13 protein-coding genes are annotated in these 16194 nt (G+C 73.0%); 7 read left to right on the top strand and 6 right to left on the bottom strand.

Annotated elements, in window-relative coordinates:
• Nucleotides 1-85 precede the first annotated feature (85 nt).
• Entirely contained in the window at nucleotides 86-1024 is a 939-nt protein-coding gene (locus CKY47_RS09040; RefSeq protein WP_306745225.1) for an effector-associated domain 2-containing protein, read from the top strand.
• Here CKY47_RS09040 and CKY47_RS09045 read toward each other — a convergent pair.
• The 3 genes from CKY47_RS09045 to CKY47_RS09055 all read right to left on the bottom strand — a co-directional run bounded on the left by CKY47_RS09045 (nucleotide 1021) and on the right by CKY47_RS09055 (nucleotide 5384).
• Nucleotides 1021-2958 (bottom strand): MDR family MFS transporter, encoded by a 1938-nt coding sequence (locus CKY47_RS09045; protein WP_371320649.1) that lies wholly within the window; start codon nucleotides 2956-2958, stop codon nucleotides 1021-1023. The two genes, CKY47_RS09040 and CKY47_RS09045, sit on opposite strands and share 4 nt — an antisense overlap.
• Nucleotides 2959-3246: 288 nt before the next feature.
• On the bottom strand, nucleotides 3247-5061 hold the full coding sequence (gene glmS / locus CKY47_RS09050; RefSeq protein ID WP_306745544.1) for a glutamine--fructose-6-phosphate transaminase (isomerizing): 1815 nt from the start codon (nucleotides 5059-5061) through the stop codon (nucleotides 3247-3249).
• 14 nt (nucleotides 5062-5075) lie between these two features.
• Nucleotides 5076-5384: a hypothetical protein gene (locus CKY47_RS09055; RefSeq protein WP_371320642.1), complete on the bottom strand. Its 309-nt coding sequence runs from the start codon at nucleotides 5382-5384 to the stop codon at nucleotides 5076-5078.
• Between the two features lie 164 nt (nucleotides 5385-5548).
• Here CKY47_RS09055 and CKY47_RS09060 point away from each other — a divergent pair, with 164 nt between their 5' ends.
• The 3 genes from CKY47_RS09060 (at nucleotide 5549) to CKY47_RS09070 (ending at nucleotide 8388) form a co-directional block, all read left to right on the top strand.
• A complete protein-coding gene (locus CKY47_RS09060) occupies nucleotides 5549-6160 on the top strand; it encodes a Pycsar system effector family protein (RefSeq protein ID WP_306745227.1) in 612 nt (203 codons plus the stop codon).
• 290 nt (nucleotides 6161-6450) lie between these two features.
• On the top strand, nucleotides 6451-6885 hold the full coding sequence (locus tag CKY47_RS09065; protein ID WP_306745228.1) for a hypothetical protein: 435 nt from the start codon (nucleotides 6451-6453) through the stop codon (nucleotides 6883-6885).
• A 273-nt stretch (nucleotides 6886-7158) separates the two neighbouring features.
• Nucleotides 7159-8388: a S8 family peptidase gene (locus CKY47_RS09070; protein WP_306745229.1), complete on the top strand. Its 1230-nt coding sequence runs from the start codon at nucleotides 7159-7161 to the stop codon at nucleotides 8386-8388.
• 72 nt (nucleotides 8389-8460) lie between these two features.
• Here the strand turns inward: CKY47_RS09070 and CKY47_RS09075 are convergent, their stop codons facing one another.
• Both CKY47_RS09075 and CKY47_RS09080 read right to left on the bottom strand, forming a co-directional pair.
• Nucleotides 8461-8748 carry a hypothetical protein gene (locus CKY47_RS09075; protein WP_306745230.1) on the bottom strand — a complete coding sequence of 96 codons (288 nt, stop codon included), beginning with the start codon at nucleotides 8746-8748 and terminating at the stop codon, nucleotides 8461-8463.
• Nucleotides 8749-8794: 46 nt separating this feature from the next.
• The gene (locus CKY47_RS09080; RefSeq protein WP_306745231.1) at nucleotides 8795-11518 is read right to left on the bottom strand and encodes an AbfB domain-containing protein; all 2724 of its coding nucleotides are present in this window, start codon (nucleotides 11516-11518) and stop codon (nucleotides 8795-8797) included.
• A gap of 138 nt (nucleotides 11519-11656) precedes the next feature.
• Here CKY47_RS09080 and CKY47_RS09085 point away from each other — a divergent pair, with 138 nt between their 5' ends.
• The 3 genes from CKY47_RS09085 to CKY47_RS09095 all read left to right on the top strand — a co-directional run bounded on the left by CKY47_RS09085 (nucleotide 11657) and on the right by CKY47_RS09095 (nucleotide 15798).
• Complete coding sequence (locus tag CKY47_RS09085) at nucleotides 11657-12655, top strand: LacI family DNA-binding transcriptional regulator (RefSeq protein WP_306745232.1); 999 nt, start codon at nucleotides 11657-11659, stop codon at nucleotides 12653-12655.
• A gap of 426 nt (nucleotides 12656-13081) precedes the next feature.
• Nucleotides 13082-14593, top strand: coding sequence for an alkaline phosphatase D family protein (locus CKY47_RS09090; protein ID WP_306745233.1), 1512 nt, complete (start codon nucleotides 13082-13084; stop codon nucleotides 14591-14593).
• A complete protein-coding gene (locus tag CKY47_RS09095) occupies nucleotides 14593-15798 on the top strand; it encodes a hypothetical protein (RefSeq protein ID WP_306745234.1) in 1206 nt (401 codons plus the stop codon). Before CKY47_RS09090 ends, CKY47_RS09095 begins: the two co-directional genes overlap by 1 nt.
• A gap of 12 nt (nucleotides 15799-15810) precedes the next feature.
• Here the strand turns inward: CKY47_RS09095 and CKY47_RS09100 are convergent, their stop codons facing one another.
• Nucleotides 15811-16194 carry an MmcQ/YjbR family DNA-binding protein gene (locus CKY47_RS09100; RefSeq protein WP_306745235.1) on the bottom strand — a complete coding sequence of 128 codons (384 nt, stop codon included), beginning with the start codon at nucleotides 16192-16194 and terminating at the stop codon, nucleotides 15811-15813.

The following is a 16194-nucleotide window of genomic DNA, read 5'->3' on the forward strand; positions in this document are numbered from 1 at the left end:
AACGCTACCGGCGCGTTGCTCTTTCCGAGTGGCACGACTGCCCGACCGGCCCCGCGCTGGGCTACAACCATGACGGGGAGGTCACATGGGGTCGGACGCGCTCCACCGGTCGTTCGTGGTCGTGGACGTCGAGGGCTACGGCGACCCGACGCGCACGTCGCCGCACCGCGGCGCGGCGCGCGAGGGCATGTACCGGGTGCTGATGACGGCGTTCGCCGAGTGCGGCCTGCCGTGGGACGACGAGTCGGTCGACGACGCGGGCGACGCCGTGCTGGTGCTGCTGCCCGCCGACGTGCCCAAGAACCACCTGGTCGAGCGGCTGCCGGAACGCCTCGCCGCCGCATTGCGCAGGCACAACCACGTCCACGCGGACGGCGCGCGGCTGCGGATGCGGTTGGCCGTCCACGCGGGCGAGGTGCACTACGACGACCGCGGCCGGACCAGCGAGGAGATGATCTTCACCTACCGCATCCTCGACGCGCCGGCCGCCAAGCTGGCCCTGCGCGCCGACCCCAGCGCCACGCTGGCGCTGGTCGTGTCCGACGAGTTCTACCGCTCCGTCGTCCGCCACGACCCGGCCGCCCGACCGGGTGATTTCGAGCGGGTGGGGGTCCGGGTCAAGGAGGTCGACACCCACGTCTGGCTCCGCCTGGTGGACGGCCGCACGCTCGGCAACGGCTCCGCCGGCCCCGTCGACACCCGCCCCGCGCCCACCGGTCGTCGTCCCCCCGGCCCCGACCGGCTCGGCCTCGCGGAGATGAGCCGCATCGTGGACGTGCTGCTGGGCACACCCGGCTTCCGGACGCCCGCGGAACGCGACCTGCTGCTGACGTTCCTGCCGTTCGCGGGCGCGATCGGCCGCCATCCGGCCAACCGTCCCGACGTGATGAGCATCCTGCTGACCAGTCAGGACTACCCGAACGGGGTGGAGCGGCTGGTCGAGTGCGCCCGCATGTTCGCCGAGGGCTCCACGGCGATGGCCGAGCTGGACAGCCTGATGGCGGACCGCCGGCCCGGCGCCTAGACGGGCGCCGCGTGGCGCCCGGTGGCCAGCGCGCGGCCGGTCGTGGACAGCTCGGCGGCCACCCGGTCGACGGCGGCGGCGAACTCCGGGTCGTCGCAGTTCCAGTCGGCGAGCCTGGACAGCAGCCAGCGGCGCCAGGAGGCCACCAGCTCGGCGAACACGGCGGTGCCGGCGGACGTGAAGCGGTACTGGTCGGCGGTCTCGATCAGGTAGCCGCGGGTCTGGAGCTGGCGGGCGACCGGTTCGAAGACGCCCGGTGGGACGCGGGTGTCGGCGGCGAGGCGGTCGAGCGTGGCGGCCCCGTGCGCGACGCTCTGCCGGAACACCCGGACCATCAGCCACGCCTGGGCGTGCGTGAGGGGCACCCCGGAGGACGCGAGGACGTCCGGGGTCGGGTCGCGGCGCTCGCGGCTGACGACGAGGGCGACCAGCTTGTCCAGCTCGTGCCCGGAGTCCCACGTGCGCGGTTCGGCGAAGTTGTCGCCCACGGCGGTCGCGGAGGCCCGCGCGGTGTCGCGCAGGGGTACCTCGCGCAGGAACAGCGCGACGACGAACGCGACGGCCGCGACCGGCGCCGCGGACAGGAACACGGTGTGCAGGGTGTCGCTGTACGCCTGCACGATCGGCGCCTTCAGCACGTCGGGCAGGGCGTGCAGGGCCTGCACGTCCGACGCGGCGCGCGGGTCCACGCCCGGCGGTATCGCGGCGGCCAGGTTGCCCGGCAGGTTCGAGGCGTACACCGTGCCGAAGACGGCGACGCCGAACGAGCTGCCCAGCGTGCGCAGGAAGCTCACGCCGGACGTGGCCACGCCCAGGTCCTCGTAGCTGGTGGTGCTCTGCACGACGACCATCGTCACCGGCATGCACATGCCCACGCCCAGGCCGAGCACGAGCATGAACACCGACGCCTGCCAGAACGACGTCGAGGGCGTGAGCTGGGCCAGCAGCAGCAGGCCGGCGACCATCATGACGCTGCCGACCAGCGGGAAGACGCGGTAGCGCCCGGTCTTGGAGATGACCGTGCCGGTGGTGACCGAGGCGAACAGCAGGCCGACGACCAGCGGCAGCATCTCCAGGCCGGACTGGGTGGCGGACGCGCCGTGCACGTACTGGAGGTAGGTCGGCAGGAACGTGACGCCGCCGAGCATCGCGAACCCGACGACGAAGCTGAGCACCACGCACACGGTGAACGTGCGGTTGCGGAACAGGCGCATCGGCAGCACGGGTTCCGCGGCGCGGTTCTCCACGAGGACGAACAGCGCCAGCGCGACCAGCGAGCCCGCGGCCATCCACAGGATCGTCGGCGAGGCCCACGGGTACTCCACGCCGCCCCACGACGTGACGAGCGTGAGGCCGGTGGCGGCCAGGCCGATGAGCAGGATGCCGGCGTAGTCGATGCGCGGCTTCGCCCCGGCCCGCACCCCCGGCAGCGCGAACGCGCCCACCGCGAGCACGACCACGCCCAGCGGCAGGTTCACGTAGAACGCCCACCGCCACGACAGGTGGTCCACGAACAGGCCGCCCAGCAGCGGGCCGACGACCGTGGCCACGCCGAACACGGCGCCGATGAACCCCTGGTACTTGCCGCGCTCGGACAGCGGCACGACGTCCGCGATGACCGCCGCCGAGGTCACCATCAGGCCGCCCGCGCCCAGGCCCTGCACGGCGCGGGCGAGGATGAGCCACGTCATCGAGTCGGCCCAGCCGCACAGGAACGAGCCGGCCATGAACAGCACGACGCTCGACAGGAACGCCTTCTTGCGGCCGAACAGGTCGCCGAACTTGCCGATCAGCGCCGTCATGATCGTCTCGGCGAGCAGGTAGGACGTGACCACCCAGGACAGGTGCCCGCCACCGCCGAGGTCGCTCACGATCGTGGGCAGCGCGGTCGCCACGATCGTCTGGTCGAGGGCGGCGAGCAGCATCCCCAGCATGATCACCGCGACGACGGCGTTCCGCGCCCCGTGCCCGACCTCGCCCCGTTCGACCACAGTGGACCTCCCGGCCGAACGATAAGGCGATCCCCACCCCCCCGCGAGTCGTACATCCAGCCCCCGCGAGTCGTACATCCAGGACCCGCGAGTCGTACATCCGGGACCCGCGAGTCGTACGTCCAGGACCCCTGTGTTCTTCACTCGCGCGTGAAGAACACAGGGGTCCTGGACGTTGGACTCGCGAGGGCTGGGGTTACGACTCGCCCGGGTCGGGCTTACGACTCGCGGTCATTCGACGGTCACGCTCTTGGCCAGGTTGCGCGGGCGGTCCACGTCGCGGCCCAGCGAGCGGGCCAGGTGGTAGGCGAACAGCTGGAGCGGGACCGACAGGGTGATGGGGCTCAACGCGTCGTGCGCGCGGGGCACCCGGATCACGTCGGTGGCCAGGCCGGGCGGCAGGTCGGCGTCGGTGACCGCGATGACCGGCCCGCCGCGTGCCTTGATCTCCTCGATCGTGGCGACGTTCTTCGGCAGCAACTCGTCGTCGGGCACCAGCACGACGGTCGGCATGTCCGGGTTGATCAACGCCAGCGGGCCGTGCTTGAGCTCGGACGCCTGGTACGCCTCGGCGTGCACGTAGGAGATCTCCTTGAGCTTCTGCGCGCCCTCACGCGCCACCGGCCAGCCCCGGACCCGGCCGACGAAGAACATGTGCTCGGCGCCGGCGTACCTGCGGGCCACCTCGGCGATGTCGTTCTCCGTCGCCAAGATCTGCGCGATCGTGTGCGGGAGTTCGCCCAACCCGGTGACGAGCCGGCGTCCCTCGGTGATGGACAGGTCGCGCACCCGGCCGAGGTCGAGCGCGAGCATCGCCAGCGCGACCGCCATCGTGGTGAACGACTTCGTCGCCGCCACCGACACCTCGGGCCCGGCGTGCAGGAAGATCCCGTGCCCGCACTCGCGGGCGATGGTGCTGCCGACCGCGTTGACCACGCCGATGACGTGACCGCCCTTGCGCTTGAGCTCCTGCACGGCGGCCAGCGTGTCCAGGGTCTCCCCCGACTGGCTGATGGCGACGTACAGCGTGTCGGGGTCCACGACGGGGTTGCGGTAGCGGAACTCGGACGCGGGCTCGGCGTCGGCGGGGATGCGCGCCAGCTCCTCGACCAGCTGCGCCCCGACCTGGCCCGCGTAGTACGCCGAACCGCAGCCGAGCAGCTTGACCCGGCGGATGCGCTGGTAGTCCTGCGGGGTCAGGCCGACGCCGTCCAGGCGGGCGGACGAGAACCGGTGGTCCAGCCGGCCGCGCAGGCAGCGGTCCACCGCGTCGGGCTGCTCCCGCATCTCCTTGTACATGAAGTCCGGGTGCTCGCCCAGCTCGTACTCGGCGGTCGGCACGTCGATCGCGGTGGGCGTGCGGGTGGTGGAACGGGCGTCCATCGTGGACGTGCGGTAGCCGTCGGCGGTGACCGTGGCGATCTCGTCGTCGTCGAGGTAGATCACCTGCTGGGTGAAGCGGACCAGGGCGGTGACGTCCGAGGCGATCAGCATCTCCTGCTCGCCGACGCCGAGGACGACGGGGCTGCCGCGCCGCGCGGCGACCAGCTCACCGGGCCGGGCGACGTCCATCACGATCACCCCGTACGTGCCCTCCACCCGGGACAGCGCCTCGCGCACGGCGTCTTCGAGGGTGTCGGCGGAACTGCGCGCGACCAGGTGTGCCAGCACCTCGCTGTCGGTGTCCGAGGCCAGCTCCACGCCTTCGGCGCGCAAGCGGTTGCGCAGCCGGTCGGAGTTCTCGAACACGCCGTTGTGGACGATCGCGACGCGCCGGTCGGAGTCCACGTGCGGGTGGGCGTTGCGGTCGCTGGGCTCGCCGTGCGTGGCCCACCGGGTGTGCGCGATGCCCACCGGGCCGCCGGTCCCCTCGGGCACGGCCCGCCGCAGGTCGCCGACGCGACCGGCGGTCTTGACGACCTGGAGCTCCTCGCCCGCGACGGCGATGCCCGCCGAGTCGTACCCCCGGTACTCCAGCCGGTGCAGCCCCTCCAGCAGCACGGGCACCGCGTCCCGCGGCCCCACGTACCCGACGATCCCGCACATCGCAGCCATCCCCTCTACCCGTAGACGATCCGGCGCAGCTGGCGCTCGGACAGCGGCGGCGCGGCCACCGGCCGCACGTCCAACTCCTCGCGCAACAACGCCCAGATCCTCGCGTTGGCCACCCCGTCGCGGCGGAGTTCGGCGTGCCTGCGCAGCACGTACTCCTCCGCCGTCTCCACGAAGTAGCCCATGACGTCGGACACGACCCGCCGCGCCAGGGCGGGCGGCAGGCCGGTCGTGCGGACCACGTGCCTCAGCAGCTCCTCCGGCACTCCCGTGTGGGGCTGTTCCCACCGCTCGTCGGGCCGGCGACCGTCCTCCACGGACCCAGCATGACGACCGCCGCCCCACCTGACCAAATGCCGTGCCCGGATTCGGGCACGGCGCACCCCGGACCGCGACGGACGGCGCGCGGTGACGGAGCGTCATCCCGAAGCAACCGGACCGAACCCGCGGGCAGCCGGGCCGGACCCGATATTTTGGGTTCGTGACCGACACCCGACAGGGCCCCAGGGGGCGCTCCGCCCCCAGCCCTGTTCCCACCGCTCCTCCCACCGCCCCACCACGCGCCCGCGCGGGAGGCGACCGCGCCGCCGACCGGTCACCCCGGTTGCTGTCCTGGCTGCAACGCGTGCACGCGAGCGGCCGCGAGGACCTCTGGCGCGGTGACGGCCTGGCCGCCCTGATCGTGATCGGGCTGGCGCTGCTGGCCGGGCTGGTCTCGCAGATCGCCGCGGACCTGCCCCGCCTGGAACTGCTGGTGGTATGCCTGGCCGGGCTGCCCGGCGCCTACTCGCTGATCTGCGCGGTGCGCGTCGCCCTGCCCCGGGGGCTCGACCCGGCCGACCTGACGGACCGTCGCCCCGGTTCCTGGCCCCACTCCCTCGGCAAGACCCCCTCGACGTTGATCACCGCCTACGACGAGGCCCTCGACCGCGAAGCCGAGGACACCGCCGCCGACGTGCAGACCATCGCGGGCATCGCCGCGCGGAAGTTCGCCCTGGTCCGCCGCGCCGTGCGCTGGCTGATCGTCACGGTCGGCGTGCTGGTCGCCGCGCTGCTCGTCGGCATCGCGCGCCTGGTCCTGCTGCTGACCTGACCGGGCAGGTCCTGCCGCCGGAGGGTGGGGAGGAGACGGGTTCGCGGGCAAGCGGGTCGTCCCCGCCGCGGACACTTCCCCCGAGAGCGCGGCGACACCATCATCGTCGCAGGGGAGAACCTGCGCGGGGGTCCGCGTGTTCGGCACGCGAACGTCCGAGAACCGGCGGTTACCGGCGGTCCTCGTGCTCATGAGCGCGGCGGCCATCACCGCGGCGGGCATCACCGCGGCCGGCGTCGGCGCCGCACCGGCCCTGGCGACCGTGAGCATGGTCGCCTCGATCACCCTCGGTGTGGAAGCCGGGGTGGACACGCTTCACCGACCCGGTCCAGCTCACCTCGCCGGACATCACCACCGGCATCGACAGCCACGGCAGCGCGTCGGCGCCGGCGGACAGCGGCACGCAGGTGGACCAGGTCCACACGACCGGTACCGGGGGCGGCGCGCACTTCATCCGGGCGACCTGGCGGGCCACGCTCGACCCGCGGCTGCTGGTGTCCGGTTCCCGCAGGATCATCGGCAACGCCAACCCGCCGGGCCGCACCTGCACCGAGCCGGGCTTCGTCCAGTTCGGCAGCACGGTCGTCGCGGTCGTCCGGGCCGAGCAGGACGGCGGCGGCTCACCGGCCATCGTCGTCCGGTGGAACCCGTACACCGCGCCGAAGTCCTCCTCGCCCTCCGGCGGCACCCTCTGGGTCGTCGAGAGCCACACCACCGACCACTGAACCCGGACGCGCGCCGCCCGCGGTCACCAGCGGACGTCCTCCCACGCGCCCTGCGCCACCCGGTGCACGCGGAACCCGTCGAGTCCATCGTTCACCCGTTCGCCCTGGCGACGACGACCGGATGCAGCACCGCCCACACCGACGGCTGAAGGACCACCCCCGCGCGGCGTGCCGTTGAACTCTGATCGGCCCTGTCGGTGGTCGCCGCCACGTGCTGTTGTTCAAGGACTCCGACGTCGGCACCGGGCCGACTCCCTGCACGCTGGAGGAACCATGAGGATCAGGCACGCGGCGGTGGCCGCGTCACTCTTAGCCGGGCTGGTCGCCGCGCCCGCGCACGCCGCGCCCGAGGGTGCGGTGCTCTACAGCGGACACCCCGACGCCGTGGCCGGCAGCTACATCGTGGTGCTCGAGGACGGCGTCGACGCGGCCTCGGCCCGGTCGGCCGTGAGGGGCGTCCGAGGCGTCACGCACACCTACACCGCGGCCCTCGACGGGTTCGCCGTGCGCACCGACGCGACCACCGCCCGCCGGCTCGCGGCCGACCCGCGCGTGGCGTACGTGGCGCAGGACCTCGTGGTCCGCCTGCCCGAGGGCGACACCGCCACCCCGGCGGCCCCGCCCGGCCCGTCGGCGCAGGCGCTCGGCCTCCAGCCGTCCCCGCCCTCCTGGGGCCTCGACCGGATCGACCAGCGCTCCCTGCCGCTGGACTCGAAGTACTTCCACCCCAACACGGCGAGCGGGGTGCGTGCCTACGTCGTCGGGACCGGCATCCGGTACACGCACCAGGAGTTCGAGGGCCGGGCCGTCCCCGGCTACGACGCGATCGGCGGCGTCACCCCGCCCGGCAACGACTGCAACGGCCACGGCACGCACATGGCGGGCACCGTCGGCGGCGAGACGACCGGCGTGGCCAAGGACGTGACGCTGGTGTCCGTGCGGGTGCTCAACTGCCAGGGCTCCGGCGCGTTCTCGCAGGTCGTCGCGGGCATCGACTGGTTGACCCAGAACGCGGCGGCGAGCGGTCGGCGGGCGGTCGCGCTCATCACCCTGGGCAGCACGACGAACCTGGCGCTCAACAACGCCATCACCAACTCCATCAACGCGAACGTGCACCACTCGGTGGTGTCCGGCGCGTCGAACGCCAACGCCTGCGACTACTCCCCCGGCTCGACGCCCCTGGCCACCACGGTCGGCGCGACGGACGCCAACGACAACAAGGCGAGCTTCTCCAACTTCGGCCCGTGCATCGACCTGTGGGCGCCGGGTGTGAACATCACGTCGGCGTGGGGCACGGCGGACAACGCCTACTCGACCATCAGCGGCTCGACGGCGTCCGCGCACGCGGCGGGCGTGGCGGCGCTGTGGCGGCACCGCTTCCCGGCCGACTCGGCCGTCCAGGTGGCGGCGGCGCTGGTCGCCAACGCCACGCCCGGCGTGGTCGTCAACCCGGGCGTCGGCTCGCCGAACCTGCTGCTGTTCTCGGCCATGATCCCGGTGTGACCGCCCGCCGTGACCGCGGCGTCGAGCGGCGTCGCGGTCACGGGGCGCGACCTCGCCGGTCGCCCCGTCCCGCTACCCGGCGATCGTGCCGGACAGCGGGAGCAGGGCGCAGACGAACGTCATCCCGACGTAGGGCGCCCAAGCGCGCGGACGCCCTCGGGCGCCCGCCCAGGTGCCGACGACGGCGACCGCCCAGACCAGGGCGGAGCCGCCCGCCGACACGACCATCGCCCACTGCCCGGCGGCGCAGGTGGTGGCGGGTGGGCAGCTGGTCGGGGTGAAGGCCACCAGGCCGTACACCATCACGGTCGGCGCGAGCAGCGAGATCAGCACCGTGCCCAGCACGGCGAGGCCCTTCATGGACCCACACGGTAGCAGCACCACCGCGTGGGTCCATTGTGGACTGCTACGGCGCCCAGGGCGCGGTGACGGCCCAGGTGGTGTCCGCGTCGTAGGAGGACGGGGTGTCGTAGGCGTGGGCGCCGCCGTCGACCGCGACCCACACCTCCGCCGCGTGGTGCCGCACGGAGGCGCCCAGCTCGTTGACCGACTGGAGCTTCACGCCGCCGTTGCCCGGCTGGGCGCAGAACGTCGCGTCCCGCCGGTACAGGTCGGTGTTCTCGCTCGGCGAGATCCGCACCCGGAACGCCTGGTGCCGCAGGTACTGGCCGGGCACGTTGCGCGACTCGAACGAGTAGCACGACGGGTCGGCCAGGCCGCGCCGCACCACGAACGTCGCGTCGCCCTTGAGCAGCGCCGCGCTCCCGGCGTTCACCACGTCGGTGCGCGCGACGCCGGCCTGGTGCCGCAGGTAGCGGTCGGTGAAGCCGGCCGTGGTGACGCGGAACGACCGCGCCTGGTCCAGCGGCAGGTCGGCGCCGCTGCGCCACAGCGGGACGACCGCCGCCCACGTGGTGTCCGCCGCGAAGCTCGCGGCGGTGTCCCACGGGTTCGGGCCGCCGGAACGGGCCAGGTACACCCCTTCGGAGTAGTGGCGGACGAAGTGGCCGGGCAGGTTGCGCGACTCCAGCGCCGTGCCGCCCCGACCGGACCGCGCGCAGAACGTCGCGTCGCCCGCGAAGCCCGCCGTGCCGTCGTCGGCGTCGGAGCGCACGCGGTACCCGGAGTGCCGCAGGAAGCTGCCCGGGAAGTTGCGCGACTCGAACGACAGGCACGCCGCGTCGGCCAGGCCCGGTCGGACCCGGAACGTGGCGTCCAGGCGGCCGGTGTCGTCGCCGATCACGTCGGTGCGGGCCAGACCGGCCCGGTGCCGCAGGTGCCGGTCGGTGTAGCCGGGCGTGGTGACGCGCAGCGAGACCGCCTCGCCGCGACCGACCTCGGTGCCGTCGGCGAGGGCCAGGACCCGCTGGTTGACCTCGCGCACCCGCGCCTCGGTCACCTTCAGCACCTGCCGGTCGTAGGTGTAGAACCCGTTGACCTCGTTCTCCACGTCGTAGGGCTCGGTGTAGACCGACGCGGACAGGCCGCGGGTGTGCACGAACCGGCCGACCTCCTTGGTGATCTCCACGTACCGGGTGGTCAGCGACGTCTCGTCGGGAAACAGGTCGCCGTAGGCGAAGCCCGCGCCGGGCTGCCACTCGTGGCCGGCGACGCGGCGCCCGAGGCCGCCGAACTCGCCGAGCACGGCGATCCGGTTCGCGTCGGGCTGCCGCGTGGCCGACGACATCTGGTAGGCGTGGTCGTCGATGACGTCGCCGTTGCCCGGGTCGGGGTCCGAGACGCAGCAGTTCGAGCCGGAGTTGTGGTTGACCAGCCGGGTGTCGTCGATCGACCGGACGAGGTCCACGATGCGGCCGGCGTCGTACTCGCCCCAGCCCTCGTTGAACGGCACCCACTGCACGATCGAGGTGATGCCCTTGAGCTGGTCGAGGACGCGCCGCAGCTCGGACTCGAAGTGGGCGCGCCCGTTCGGCACCTCGTCCACGGCGTCGAGCGACGGCATGTCCTGCCAGACCATCAGCCCGAGCCGGTCGGCGTGGTAGAACCAGCGGGCCGGTTCGACCTTGATGTGCTTGCGCACCATGTTGAAACCGAGCGCCTTCTGCCGCTCCAGGTCGAAGCGCAGGGCGGCGTCGGTGGGCGCGGTGTAGATGCCGTCGGGCCAGTAGCCCTGGTCGAGGGTGCCCAGCTGGAAGACGAACCGGCCGTTGAGCAGCGGCCTCGTCACGCCGCCGACCACCGCCTTGCCGAGCGACCGCATGCCGAAGTAGCCGGTGACGACGTCGGTCCCGAGGGTGACCCGCAGGTCGTAGAGGAACGGGTCGTCCGGGGACCACAGCCGGGCGTTCGGGACGGGGACCCGCAGGTGCGCGCCGGTCGTGCCACTGGCCGTACCGACGACCCGACCGCCGGTCAGCACCTCCGCGCGCACCTGCCGCCCGGCCGTGCCCTGCACGACCAGGTCGAGGACACCGGCGGGGACGTCCGGTGTCGTGTCCAGTCGGGTGATGTGGTCGGCGGCGACCGGTTCCAGCCACACCGTCTGCCAGATGCCGGATGCCGCGGTGTAGAAGATGCCGCCGGGGTCGCGCCGCTGCTTGCCGATGGGGTAGGAGCCGCCGTCGACGGTGGACCGCACGCCGACGACGACCTCGTTGGCGCCGGCGCGCAGGGCGTCGGTGACGTCGAACGAGAACGCGTCGAAGCCGCCGGTGTGCGTGCCGACGCGGGTGCCGTTGACCCAGACCCTGGTCTCCCAGGTGACCGCGCCGAAGTTCAGCTTCACCCGGCGGCCGTTCCAGCCGGCCGGGCTGGTGAACGTGCGGCGGTAGTACATGTGGTCCTCGTGCCGCTTGATCCCCGAGAGGGCCGACTCGATCGGGTAAGGCACCAGCACACCTTCGGGGAGCGTCCGGCCGATCGGCGGCGTGTCGAGGTCCGGGGCGCCGGCGAACTCCCAGACGCCGTTGAGGTTGAGCCAGTCGGTCCGCACCAGCTGCGGTCTCGGGTACTCCGGCAGCGCGTTGGTCGGGGACACCTGGCCGGTCCACGGAGTGGTCAGCGGCGCGGGTTTCGGCTGCCAGACGGCGGCGGAGGCGGCCGCCGGGACGGCCGGCACGAGGGTGCTCAGGACGAGGAGTCCGGTCAGCCCGGACAGCAGCTTGCGCATCGGCGCTCCACGGTCGACAGGGTGCGGGTGACGTGGGTCACTCTGTTCTTACATCGTTGGTACAACGTTGTAAAGAGATCGGGGGGCCGGCTACCATTCCGGTCGTTCCCGAGACCACGACGGAGGCGGAGGCACCGCTTGGCCACGCTCAAGGACGTCGCCGCGCTGGCCGGCGTGTCGGTGAAGACCGTGTCGAACGTGGTCAACGGCTACGCGTTCGTGAAACCGGAGAACCGCAGCCGGGTCGAGCAGGCGCTGGAGGCCACCGGCTACCGGCCCAACCTCGGCGCGCGCAACCTGCGCCGGGGCCGCACCGGTTTCCTGGCCCTCGTGGTGCCCGAACTGGTCGTGCCGTACTTCGCGGAGCTGGCCGGGCTCGTGCTCCGGGCGGCGCGCGAGCTGGAGTGGAACGTCCTGATCGAGCAGACCCTGGGCACCCGCGAGGGCGAGCGGGACACGCTGGCCGCGCTCGGCCCGCACATGATCGACGGCGCGATCGTCAGCCCCGAGGCGCTGGAGGCGCGCGACTTCGGCGAGCTGGCGCCCGGCATCCCCGTCGTGATGCTCGGCGAGCACTCCGTGGACCTGCCGATCGACCACGTGGGCATCGACAACGTGGAAGCCGCCCGCACCGCGGTGGCGCACCTGGTGGGCCTCGGACGGACCAGGATCGCCGCGATCGGCGCGCACCCGCACCGCGGCACCGCGGCGCAGCGCCTGGAGGGCTACCGGCTGGCGCTGGCCGACGCGGGCCTGCCGGTGCGCGACGACCTGGTCGCGACCGCGCTGAACTACCACCGCCGCGACGGCGCGGAGGCCATGGCGCGGCTGCTGTCCGCGCCCGAGCCCCCGGACGCCGTGTTCTGCTTCAACGACCTGCTCGCCACCGGTGCGGTGCGCGCGGCGGCCGAGCGCGGGGTCCGCGTGCCGCACGACGTCGCCGTCGCCGGTTTCGACAACACCGAGGAGGGCGCGTACGGCCTGCCGTCCCTCACCACCGTCGCGCCGGACAAGGCCGCCGTCGCGCGGGCCGCGGTGGACCTGCTGCACCGGCGCGTGGAGGACCCGCAACGGCCGCCGGAGCACGTCCGCACGCCGTTCTCGTTGCAGGTGCGGGAGAGCACCGGTGGCGCGTGACGTGGGTGGCCGCGTGATCGCCCTGGTGGAGGCCCCCGACGCGGAGGCCGTGCGCACGGCGTTCGCCACCGCCGCGCCCGGCGCCCGCCGGTCCCGAACGTAGAACTCACAGCTCCCCGACGTACGACTCGCGGGACCCGAACGTTGGACTCGCCGGACCTGGACGTACGACTCGCGCGAGAGTCCAACATCCAGGTCCCGCGAGTCGTACGTCCAGGTCCCGCGAGTCGTACGTCCAGGTCCCGCGAGTCGTACGTCCGGGTCTTGTGAGTTCTACGTTGGGGACCTGGGGGTCGTGCGTTCGGGGTGCCGTCTTGTGCTGCTGTGGCGGCCATCCGATTCTGTCCGTGATTCACACACCGCTCACCTTTCCGGTGTACGCAGGGACCGCAGCGATCTTCCCGGCCCTGCACCGAAGGAGAGCCGATGTCCCCGTTGACCCGCCGAACGCTCATCGCCGGCGGCATAGCCAGTGCGGGGGTGGGTGTCCTCGCACCCGCCACCGCGAACGCGTTGGCCTACCCGTTCACGCTGGGCGTCGCCTCGGGCGAGCCCGCGGCGGACGGTTTCGTGATCTGGACGCGCCTCGCGCCGAGCCCGCTCGACGCCGACGGCCTCGGCGGCATGACGAGCACCGCGGTCACCGTGGAGTGGCAGGTGGCCGCCGACCAGCGGTTCACGCAGGTGGTCCGCAGCGGCACGTACGGCGCCACGCAGGCGTGGGCGCACAGCGTGCACGTCGAGGTCGCCGGGCTCCAGCCGGGCCGCGAGTACTACTACCGGTTCCGCGCCGCCGGGCACATCTCGCCGGTGGGCCGCGGCGTCACCGCGCCGGCGGTGGGCACCAGCCCCGAGCTGACCATGCTGTTCGCCTCCTGCTCGCACTACGAGGAGGGCTACTTCACCGCCTACCGGCGGATGGCGGAGGAGCACCCCCACCTGGTCCTGCACCTGGGCGACTACATCTACGAGGGCGGCGCGACCACCACGAAGGTGCGGAGGTTCGCGCCTGCGACGGAGATCGACGGCCTCGCCGACTACCGGGTCAGGCACGCCCAGTACAAGACGGACGTGGACCTCCAGGCCGCGCACGCCGCCGCGCCGTGGCTGGTGGTGTGGGACGACCACGAGGTCGAGAACAACTACGCCGGGCTGGTGCGCAACGACTCCTCCCCCGCCGGCGACTTCAGGGCGCGGCGGGCGGCGGCGTACAAGGCGTACTACGAGCACATGCCGCTGCGGTCGGCGCAGGTGCCGGTCGCGGAGGACATGCAGCTCCACCGGCGGGTGCGCTGGGGCGACCTGGCGACGTTCCACCTGCTCGACACCCGCCAGCACCGCGACGACCAGGCGTGCGGCGACGGCACGAAGGTGTGCGCGGACGCCGACGCACCGACGCGCACGCTGACCGGCGCGGCGCAGGAGGCGTGGCTGCTGGACGGGATGCGGCAGAAGCTCGGCACCTGGGACTTCCTGGGCCAGCAGGTGTTCTTCGCGCAGAAGCTCGCCTCCGTCGACGGCGCGAGGTCGATGGACTCGTGGGACGGCTACAGCGCCAACCGGGGCCGGCTCCAGCGGGGCTGGGACGCGGCGGGCCTGCGCAACACCGTCGTGCTCACCGGTGACGTGCACCGCTCGTGGGCGGCGAACCTGATGAACGACTACAGCGCGCAGGACCGGGTCGTCGGCACCGAGCTGGTCACGACCTCGATCACCTCCGGCGGCGACGGCAACGCGGCCGACAACGGCCTGTCGAGCCTGAACCCGCACGTCAAGTTCTACAAGAACCTGCGCGGCTACGTCCGCACGCGCACCACCCCCGCGCAGGTGACCGTCGACTTCCGCTTCCTGGACAAGGTCACCACCCGCGACTACCCGGTCCGCACGCTGCAGAGCTACGCGATCGAGGCGGGCAACCCCGGATTGCAGGCGCCGTGATGAACGTGGAGAAGCTGACGGTCCCCGCCCTGGTGTGCGGGCTGCTCCTGGCCGGCGCGGGCACCGCGTCCGCCGCGGTCACGTGGTCCGCCGCCAACAGCACCGCCACCGGCGACCAGGACAACGCCGCCGTGTCCGCGGTGCGCGACGGCTGGACGGCGGTGGTGTGGGAGGACGACCGCGACGACGCCACCCCGGCGGACCCGCTGCACAGCGACGTGTGGGTGCGGCTGTTCAAGGACGGCGCGTCCCGCTACGAGAAGAAGCTGTCCGCGGGCGGCAGCGGGAACTGGCGGCACGTGCAGCCGGACGTGGCCCTGCACGACGACGGCAGCGCGGTCGTGGTGTGGGCGGAGGACGCCGACGGCAACGGCTACTACAACATCCAGGTGCGGGCGCTGTCGAACACCGGCGCGGTGTCCGGGTCGGCCGTCGCCAACGCGGACGCCTCGGGCCAGCAGAGCGCGCCCGCCGTGGGCGCCGACCCGGACGGCGCCGGGTTCGCGGTGGCGTGGGAGGACCAGCAGACCTCCGCCGCCGCCACGGTGCGGGTGGCCGGGTTCGCGTCGATCACCACCAAGTCCTACGAGGTGCGGGCGCACGCGGCGGGCGGGACGCACCAGCGGCCGGACGTCGCGGTGGGCGCGGCGGGCAACGCGGTCGTCGCGTGGGCCGAGGACGGCGACGGCGACGGGGTGTTCGACGTCGCGCGCAAGGTCCTCACGCCGACCGGCGGGGTGAAGGTCGCCCAGGCGACCGCGAACGCCACGACCACCGGGCAACAGCGCCGCCCCTCGGTCGCGGCGAACTTCAACGGCGACTTCGCGGTGGCCTGGGAGACCGACCACACGGGCACGGCCGCGGTGGGCGTCCGGTCGTTCAGCGCGGCGGGCGCGGCGCGGACGGCGTCGGACACCGCGCTGCCGGGCGCGGACCCGCAGGTCGGCGTCGACGACCAGCTCGGCGTGGTGGTCGCGTGGGCGCAGGCGCAGGACGTCGTGGCGCAGGGCCTCAACCCGGACGGCACGGTCGAGGGCCGCCTGCCCCGCCGGACGACCGTGTCCACCGCCACCGGTCGCCAGGACGAGCCGGCGCTGGGCGTCGACGCGTGGGGGCGGATCACCGTCGTCTACACCGACGACAACGACGGCAACGGCTTCGACCAGGTCTACCTGGGCACCGGCCTGGTCAACAGCACGTGGTGACGGCGGCGCGCGTCACCGCCGGAAGTCGCGCACCAGGCGCTTGGGGGCGCGGCACAGCCACGCCTCGGTGAGCAGTTCGTCCAGCTCGTCCGCCGCGATGTCGTCGAGGCGGACGAGCACGGCGGCGTAGCCGTCGAAGTGCGGGGTGGTGAAGTAGACCGCCGGGTCGTCCGCGACCAGCGCCTGCTTCACCCCCTCGTCCGCGACGCTCACCCCGAGGACGGGGCCGGACGGCGCCGCGTCGCCCAGGACGTCGCGGTCCTTCCCGCGCAGCGGCCGGTCCCAGGCGAACGCCTTGTCGTTCACGCGCCACGCGGGCAGACCCTCGTAGCTCGGTCGCTCCGCCGTCTCGGGCAGCGCGAGGGCGAGCCGTCGCACGTCGTCCCAGGTAGCCAT

The organism is Saccharothrix longispora (assembly GCF_030852425.1).
Lineage (GTDB): Bacteria > Actinomycetota > Actinomycetes > Mycobacteriales > Pseudonocardiaceae > Actinosynnema > Actinosynnema longispora.

Excerpts from the sequence above, each read along its gene's own strand:
- CKY47_RS09080 (WP_306745231.1), bottom strand. The coding sequence starts at position 11,518 with ATGCGCAAGCTGCTGTCCGGGCTGACCGGACTCCTCGTCCTGAGCACC.
- CKY47_RS09070 (WP_306745229.1), top strand. The coding sequence starts at position 7,159 with ATGAGGATCAGGCACGCGGCGGTGGCCGCGTCACTCTTAGCCGGGCTG.
- glmS (WP_306745544.1), bottom strand. The coding sequence starts at position 5,061 with ATGTGCGGGATCGTCGGGTACGTGGGGCCGCGGGACGCGGTGCCCGTG.
- CKY47_RS09095 (WP_306745234.1), top strand. The coding sequence starts at position 14,593 with ATGAACGTGGAGAAGCTGACGGTCCCCGCCCTGGTGTGCGGGCTGCTC.
- CKY47_RS09040 (WP_306745225.1), top strand. The coding sequence starts at position 86 with ATGGGGTCGGACGCGCTCCACCGGTCGTTCGTGGTCGTGGACGTCGAG.
- CKY47_RS09100 (WP_306745235.1), bottom strand. The coding sequence starts at position 16,194 with ATGGCTACCTGGGACGACGTGCGACGGCTCGCCCTCGCGCTGCCCGAG.
- CKY47_RS09075 (WP_306745230.1), bottom strand. The coding sequence starts at position 8,748 with ATGAAGGGCCTCGCCGTGCTGGGCACGGTGCTGATCTCGCTGCTCGCG.
- CKY47_RS09045 (WP_371320649.1), bottom strand. The coding sequence starts at position 2,958 with ATGCTGGGGATGCTGCTCGCCGCCCTCGACCAGACGATCGTGGCGACC.
- CKY47_RS09090 (WP_306745233.1), top strand. The coding sequence starts at position 13,082 with ATGTCCCCGTTGACCCGCCGAACGCTCATCGCCGGCGGCATAGCCAGT.